This is a genomic window from Neobacillus citreus (genome assembly GCF_018343545.2).
GTDB lineage: Bacteria > Bacillota > Bacilli > Bacillales > Cytobacillaceae > Neobacillus > Neobacillus citreus.
Window position 1 is genome coordinate 1 of the sequence record NZ_JAGYPE020000114.1, and the last position, 7669, is coordinate 7669.

6 protein-coding genes are annotated in these 7669 nt (G+C 42.1%); 5 read left to right on the top strand and 1 reads right to left on the bottom strand.

Annotated features, from left to right (window positions below; all coding sequences use genetic code 11):
* The 4 genes from KHB02_RS29000 to KHB02_RS29015 form a co-directional block, all read left to right on the top strand.
* The coding region (locus tag KHB02_RS29000; protein ID WP_241114184.1) for a proline dehydrogenase family protein at positions 1-559 on the top strand (559 nt) is incomplete at its 5' end.
* A 156-nt stretch (positions 560-715) separates the two neighbouring features.
* Positions 716-1645, top strand: a complete 930-nt coding sequence (locus KHB02_RS29005) for a thermonuclease family protein (protein ID WP_213139983.1) — start codon at positions 716-718, stop codon at positions 1643-1645.
* 299 nt (positions 1646-1944) lie between these two features.
* The gene (locus KHB02_RS29010; protein WP_213139984.1) at positions 1945-2940 is read left to right on the top strand and encodes a VanW family protein; all 996 of its coding nucleotides are present in this window, start codon (positions 1945-1947) and stop codon (positions 2938-2940) included.
* Between the two features lie 146 nt (positions 2941-3086).
* A complete protein-coding gene (locus KHB02_RS29015; RefSeq protein WP_241114185.1) occupies positions 3087-4838 on the top strand; it encodes a bifunctional metallophosphatase/5'-nucleotidase in 1752 nt (583 codons plus the stop codon).
* 75 nt (positions 4839-4913) lie between these two features.
* Here KHB02_RS29015 and KHB02_RS29020 read toward each other — a convergent pair whose 3' ends face one another.
* The gene (locus tag KHB02_RS29020) at positions 4914-6056 is read right to left on the bottom strand and encodes an acyl-CoA dehydrogenase family protein (RefSeq protein ID WP_213139985.1); all 1143 of its coding nucleotides are present in this window, start codon (positions 6054-6056) and stop codon (positions 4914-4916) included.
* Positions 6057-6204: 148 nt separating this feature from the next.
* Between KHB02_RS29020 and KHB02_RS29025 the strand changes: the two genes are divergently transcribed.
* The gene (locus tag KHB02_RS29025) at positions 6205-7269 is read left to right on the top strand and encodes a tellurite resistance/C4-dicarboxylate transporter family protein (protein ID WP_213139986.1); all 1065 of its coding nucleotides are present in this window, start codon (positions 6205-6207) and stop codon (positions 7267-7269) included.
* Positions 7270-7669 lie beyond the last annotated feature (400 nt).

The following is a 7669-nucleotide window of genomic DNA, read 5'->3' on the forward strand; positions in this document are numbered from 1 at the left end:
ATTAGATGATCTTTCTTTAGAGTATGATAATGTCGGTACCGTTATCCAGGCTTACTTCCATCAGGCAATGGATTATCTTGAAAAATATAAAAACTATCGGATTCGCCTTGTAAAAGGAGCCTATAAAGAGCCTGCAGAGATTGCCTATCAGGACAAAAAGGATATTGATGCCAACTATATCAAGTTGATTGAATGGCACCTATTAAACGGCAAATTTACATCAATTGCCACTCATGACCATCGAATTATCAATCATGTAAAGGAATTTGTTAAACTGAACAATATTCCTAACGATAAATTTGAATTCCAAATGCTGTATGGTTTTAGAAAAGAGCTGCAGTTAAAGCTGGCAAAAGAAGGCTTTAATTTCTGTACGTATGTCCCATTTGGCAACGACTGGTACGGCTATTTCATGCGTCGGCTTGCAGAAAGACCACAGAATTTAAATCTTGTGGCGAAGCAAGTATTCAATAAGAAAACAAACACGATTCTTGGTGTTGCGGCTGGAGCCTTTATTTTAGGACGTGTGACAAGAGGCAATAACAATAAACGTAAATAATGAACTACAAACTCCCATTTTCAGGAATGGGAGTTTTTTTAGCTAATACACGTTTTTACATGGTAAATATAAGTAAATCCAAAGAAATTTATCGCGAAAAATGATATAGTAATCTAGTTGAATAATTCGGCTTATTTTATTAAGGAGAGAGAAGCTTTGAAAAGATTTTCACGGAACCCAAGTTGGTTAATTGTCATTTCCCTCATCACTTCATTGCTGTTGGGAGCATGTTCTAACGAACCTACATCAAAGGACACGAACAATACAAAAGTAGATACAGTTGCAAAGGAAAAAACGGAAAAGAAGGCAGAATCTGAAGAACAATCATCGGTGCAAACTGCAGACGAGGAGAATAAAAACGAGCCCGTTGCTGAGCCCAAGCAAAGTCAAGAAGAGCTTGCCAAAAGTCTTGATTTGGAGTTAGTCACTGTCGGCAGGGTTGTGGACGGTGATACAATTGTCACTTCAGACGGAAGAAAAGTCCGCTTTGTTGGGGTTAACACCCCGGAATCGACGACTAGACATGAAGTTTACGGGAAAGAAGCCAGCAATTATACGAAATCAAAGCTGGAGGGAAAACAGGTTTGGCTGCAAAAGGACGTCTCCTCAACCGACCGCTATGGGCGCTATTTACGGATTATCTGGATGGGTGTACCAACAAATGATATGGATGAAGCGGAAATTCGCAGCAAAATGTTCAATGCGGATTTGGTCTTAAATGGCTATGCGGAACCTTCCACATATCCGCCGGATGTTAAATACAGCGAGTTTTTTGTAAAATTTGCCCGCGAAGCACGGGAAGCGAATAAAGGTCTTTGGTCATATGGCGCAGATGGAACGACGAAGGGTGATCTGGATGGAAGTTCCACTTCAAAAAGCAGCGGTTCCTATTCAACAGGGAGCAGCACGTCTTCAGGTTCTTCTTCGAGTGGAACGGATGCAAGCACCTCAGCTGGGACTAAATCTGAGGTTTTCCAAAATTGCACTGAATTGAGGAAGGTGTATCCAAACGGTGTTCCTGCCGGCCATCCAGCTTATCAAGCGAAAATGGATCGAGATAAAGATAATTATGCGTGTGAGCAATAAGGCGGCAGGGCGGTTATTTTTCCCGGTCAGTTCTAAAAAGTCATCTTTTGATGGCTTTTTTTGTTTTTAAGTCAGACAAACGGACAAAATTCGACATTACCTTTGTTTTATAATAATAAAGGACTGGATAATAATCCCTGTTTTCTCATTACATATTTTGTCGGTTAATAAGGTCATTTGAAGCAGATTGGGAAATACCTAGTCATGTTGACATGTATTCCGGAATAGGATAGTTCAGTGGGTCTCAAATATGGCGTTGATAAGACAACTAGATAAAGGATAAGGGGAGAAGTTGCGTAATGGGAAAGTGGAAGTGGGTCGTGCCAATTTGTTTAATTGCTAGTTTACTAGGATTGGCAGGCTGTACTGAAAAAACGGTCAAAGAGAACACTGGCCCAAAAGTGACAGAACCGGCCAAACTGCCTGTTAAAACAGGAGAAGAAAAACCTCAGAAGGAAGAACCAAAACCAATTATAGTCAATGTTATTGATCCAAATACTAAGGAAACTATTAGAACGTTTTCGCCAAAGGAAATGGGCTTTGAAACAAATAAAGAAGCCTATCAAAAAGAACTTGAAAAATGGGCGAAGGATTTGGCAAGAGGAACTGAAGCGAAACCGGGATATGATCAGAAGATGGTTCTCGATAAAATCGATGCCAATGGTCAATTAATTAAAGGAAAACCGCGGATTATCCTTGAAGAATCGGAATTGGTGGAAAAAATAATGGCGGCATCTGTTGCAGGCGGGGATGTGGATCTGCCAATTTATGTAACACAAAGCGGCTATAAGCCTGAAGATATTGCTGGTTTGGGAGAAGTAGTATTGGCATCGTACTCGACATACTTTGACAGTAGAGTGGAGGGGCGTTCCAAGAATATCGAGCTATCAGGCGAAGCCATTGATAATGTGATTGTTGGTACTGGAGATGTTTTTTCCTTTAATACAACTGTCGGCCCAAGTGATGCTGCTCATGGCTATCAGCCCGCAAAGGAAATCGTCAATAAGAAGCTGGTCGATGGGATTGGCGGAGGTATCTGCCAAACGTCTTCAACATTGTTTAATGCCATTGACAAAGTAGGTGTGCAATATATTGAATGGAATCACCATTCACTTTCGGTTGGCTATGTCCCTCCTGGCCGTGATGCCACTGTCTCCTACGGCGGCAAGGACTTTCAATTTCAAAATACCACAGGAGTGCCGTTATTAATCAAAACCATTTACGGAAAAGGTAAATTAACCATTGAAATAAGAACATCCGCAGCCTATCAAACCCTTTATGCACAGGGACATTAGATGTTTTTGTGGTGTCAGACACTATATCCATATTGGATATAGTGTCTGACACCACTTTTTTATTTGGTTAATTTTCAAATGCATATTCCTTCTATACAAAGCGAAAAATAGCTTTGGTTTGTTAGAAAAATATAGGAGGAAAAGGAATGAAATGGATAAATAAAATGTTCGTTTTTGTGGTTGTTCTTTCCTTGATGGGCTGGGCGGGAAACTTACAGGTCTCCGCTCAAGGGACGGAGGGTCACCAGCATCATGAACTAATTTCTGAAACACATAGTGTTGAAACAGCGAGACAGAATCAAGGAGGAAACGGCGACCAAGGTTTATCTGAAAAGTATCATGGACATATTTCAGACCGACCGGAAACAAAGCAGAAAAAAACGAAGCCACCTGCTCCGAGCCAGCGCTATATTCCCATTCAGCTTTTGGGAATCAATGATTTGCATGGCCAGTTAAACGTAACCCGTAAGGTAAACGGGAAACCTGTCGGACGGGCTGATTATTTAGCGGCATATTTAAAGCAGCGTGCAGCAGAAAACAAAAACACCCTGCTTGTCCAGGCAGGTGATATGGTCGGAGCAAGCCCGCCCGTTTCCGCGCTATTGCAGGATGAACCGACAATTGAGTTTTTAAACCGAATGGGCTTTGATATTGGAACGGTTGGAAACCACGAATTTGATGAAGGAGTAAATGAACTTCTTCGTCTTATCCATGGCGGTTCTCATCCGAAAACTGGCAATTTTACAGGATCCAAATTCCCTTGGGTGGTTGCCAATGTCATTAATAAAGAAACAGGCAAAACTATCTTGCCGCCTTACCAAGTCATGAAAGTAAACGGAATGCCAATCGGCTTTATCGGCGTTGTCACAACAGAAACTCCAACCATTGTGGTACCAAGCGGTGTAGCAGGTTTGCAATTTACGGATGAGGTCGAAGCCATTAATAAAAACGTTGCAGAATTGAAAAAGCAAGGTGTCAAAGCGATTGTTGTTTTAGCTCATAATCCGGGTACTTCCGGCCCAAATGGCGAAAACCCAACGGGCCAGCTGGTCGATATCGCCAATCGTGTTGATGACGAAGTGGATGTGATTTTTGGCGGACATAACCATGCCTATATGAATGCCACAATCGATAATAAGTTAATAGTTCAAGCCTACTCTTATGGAACGGCTTTTTCTGATGTCGATATCGAGATTGATCCTAAGACAAAGGATATTGTCACAAAAAGAGGTGAAATTGTGACTACATTTCAGGAGGGAATTAACCCAGATCCTGAAATAAAGCAAATGATTGAAGGATATGAATCAAAAATTGAACCGATTGTAAACCGTGTTGTTGGTTCCACGTCCGAACCATTAACAGCCAAGCAAAACGAAAATGGTGAATCGGTTCTCGGCGATTTCATTGCTGATGCCCAAAGGCAGGCCCTAGGAACGCAAATGGCATTTATGAATCCAGGAGGGATTCGCGCAGATTTTGATCCGGGGGATATCACATGGGGCGAAGTGTATACGGTTCAGCCATTTAATAATGATATGGTGAAAATGGTAATGACAGGTCAGCAAATTCGCAATTTACTTAACCAGCAGTGGACAGACTCGAAAATGACCATGCTGCAGATTTCCGGGTTAACCTATACTTGGGATTCTACGAAACCTGTAGGCCAACGGGTAGGAATTATCAAGCTCGCCGATGGAACGGAACTAGATCCTAATGCTTCCTATACGGTAGCGGCCAACGTCTTCCTTTCTGGAGGGGGAGACGCTTTCACAGAATTCACTAGGGCAACCAATAAAGAGATTGGTCCGGTCGATTTAGATGTTCTGGTGAATTACATTCAGGCGCAGCCAAAACCATTCACCTACAGCAACCAAAATAGGATTCAGAAGGTTAAATAATCGAAGCTTTGCAATAAAAAAGGGCGCTGATTAAGAAAATCAAAGCCCTTTTTTCTTTTGACTCTAAAAACCATTCTAAACTCCAAGAACCATTTTACTTAAATTTGATCTCATCACGTCATTATTGCCAAAATGGATCGTCAATGCACGGGCATCCCGGTAATATTGTTCGAACGGATATTCTTTGGAATAGCCATACATCCCGTGTAATTGAATAGCGCTATCAATGATTTTTAATGCCTTTTCCGTGGTATTGATTTTGGCCTGAAAGACGGTTGGAATCGGTCCTGGTTTACTTGTATCCCTGTCACGGGCAGCTTGGTATAAAAGGCTTCGGGCTGCTTGAAGCTCAATCAGCATATCAGCAAAGCGCATCTGAACTGCACCCATTTCTCCTAGTTTTTGCCCGAGGATTTGACGATCCTTGAGATAAGTCTTTGTTTCATCAACGGCAGCCTGGGCTAATCCTAAAGCGATGGCCCCCGCGCCTAAAGCAGCCAATCCGCCTGCCACACCCATTACCTGAAGACCGGTTCCAATTGATCCTAGCAGGGCATCACCTGAGAGGCGGCAATTTTCAAAAATTAATTCTCCTGTTGGGAGAGCGAGCATCCCAAGTTTATCCTCCAATTTTCCGAAGGTAAATCCAGGTATGCCTTTTTCGACTAAAAACATACTTAATCCAGGTTGACCTGATTCGTTTACTGTTTTCGCCATCACCAAATAAACATCTGCTGAGCCTGCACCACTGATAAAGGTTTTTGTTCCATTTAAAATATAAGAATCCCCGCTTTTGACAGCGGTTGTTTGGATTGTAAATGGGTTCGAACCTCCGCCTGATTCGGTTCCTGCAAGGGCACAAATCCATTCTCCCCGTGCCAGCGGCTTTAAATATTTTTCCTTTTGTGCGGGAGAACCAATAGCAAGAATGGCTAATGAAGCAGCCAAATGTGTGTTGAATAGGAAGGCTGTGGAAGGGCATGCCCTGCCGATGGATTCCATCGTAATAAGGAAACTGTATGTATCTGCACCTGCTCCTTCAAAAACCGGCGGAAGCATTAATCCCATTAACCCTTGTTTTGAAAGAAGAGAGAAAATTTCAGCTGGAAAAGCTCCATTTTGATAAAATTGTTTAGATAAAGGTGCTATCTTTTCAACTGCCAAATCCTTCACCATTTTTTGGAGTTGAGTTTGTTCATCAGAAAGCAATAAATTCATAGCTATAAAACCCCTTTCGATATCCTGAATTTTCAATCTATTGACATTATAAAGAAGGCTGTGCCATTGTTCTATGAGCTGTATCACAGAGTTCAATAAAATGTTATTGTTATAGTAGTGATATTTTTGCATCCTAGGAGTGGGTAAGATGATAAATTTTATCAAGCAAACAGCGAAAACGCTTTTTCCCGGGTATTTTGCTGTGGTAATGGCTACCGGCGCATTATCAATCGCCGCCTTTTTGCTTGGAATGAAACTAATTTCGATAGCTTTGTTATATGTTAATGTGGTGGCGTATATTATTCTGTGGTTCTTAACGTTGATCCGGTTATTTAAATATTTTCCTAGTCTTAGAGCAGACATCTCAAGTCATATAAAAGGACCCGGTTTTTTTACCTTAGTCGCAGGGACCAGCGTCCTCGGAAGCCAGCTTATTATCGTTGAGAAGAATTATTCAATCGCGGTCTTTTTATGGTACCTTGCCATATTTTTATGGATTTTGGTCATGTATACATTTTTCGCAGCCGTAACCATACGAAATGATAAACCTTCTTTGGCAGATGGGATTAACGGGGGTTGGTTAATTGCGGTTGTGGGGACACAGTCTATTTCTATTCTCGGCACCTTGCTTTCCCCGCATTTAGTGGCAGGGAAGGAAATGGTTTTATTTTTCACCTTGTGTATGTACTTTTTAGGGTGCATGCTGTATATCAACATTATTACTCTTATATTTTATCGATTTACTTTTATAGAGTTGAAATTCTCTGCTATGACACCGCCTTATTGGATTAATATGGGGGCAGTTGCAATAACAACCTTGGCAGGTGCTACATTGATTTTAAAATCACAAAATTGGTCTTTTCTCGTTGAAATAACGCCATTTATTAAGGGATTTACCCTATTCTTTTGGATTACCGGTACTTGGTGGATACCGCTCTTATTCATTTTGATGGTATGGAAGCATTTATATCATCGGGAGCCAATAAACTATGACCCGCAATTCTGGGGAATGGCCTTTCCGCTTGCCATGTACACGCTTAGCACATTTCAACTTTCGAAAGCCCTCAAGGTGCCATTTTTAACGGTTATTCCGGACATTATGGTGTATATCGCGATGGGTGCATGGGTGACCGTTTTTATTGGACTTATTCATCATTTGTATCGCCACATTAAAACCAATCATAACAATACGGGTGTTGGGCATGGTGCCTAACACCCTATGGAACTCATAACATCCGAATGCCCGAAGGAATCAGAGCCCCGGGCGTTATGAAGAGCTCATAACTCCCGAACGCACGAAGGAATCAGAGCCCCGGGCGTTATGAAGAGCTCATAACACCCGAACGCACGAAGAAAACAGAACTCTGGTCGTTATGAAGTGGTTATAACTCCCGATCGACCGAAGGAATCAGAGCCCCGGGCGTTATGAAGAGCTCATAACTCCCGAACGCACGAAGGAATCAGAACTCCGGGCGTTATGAAGGGATCATAACTCCCGAACGCACGAAGGAATCAGAGCTCCGGGCGTTATGAAGGGATCATAACTCCCGAACGCACGAAGGAATCAGAGCTCCGGGCGTTATGAAGAGCTCATAACACCCGATCGACCGTAA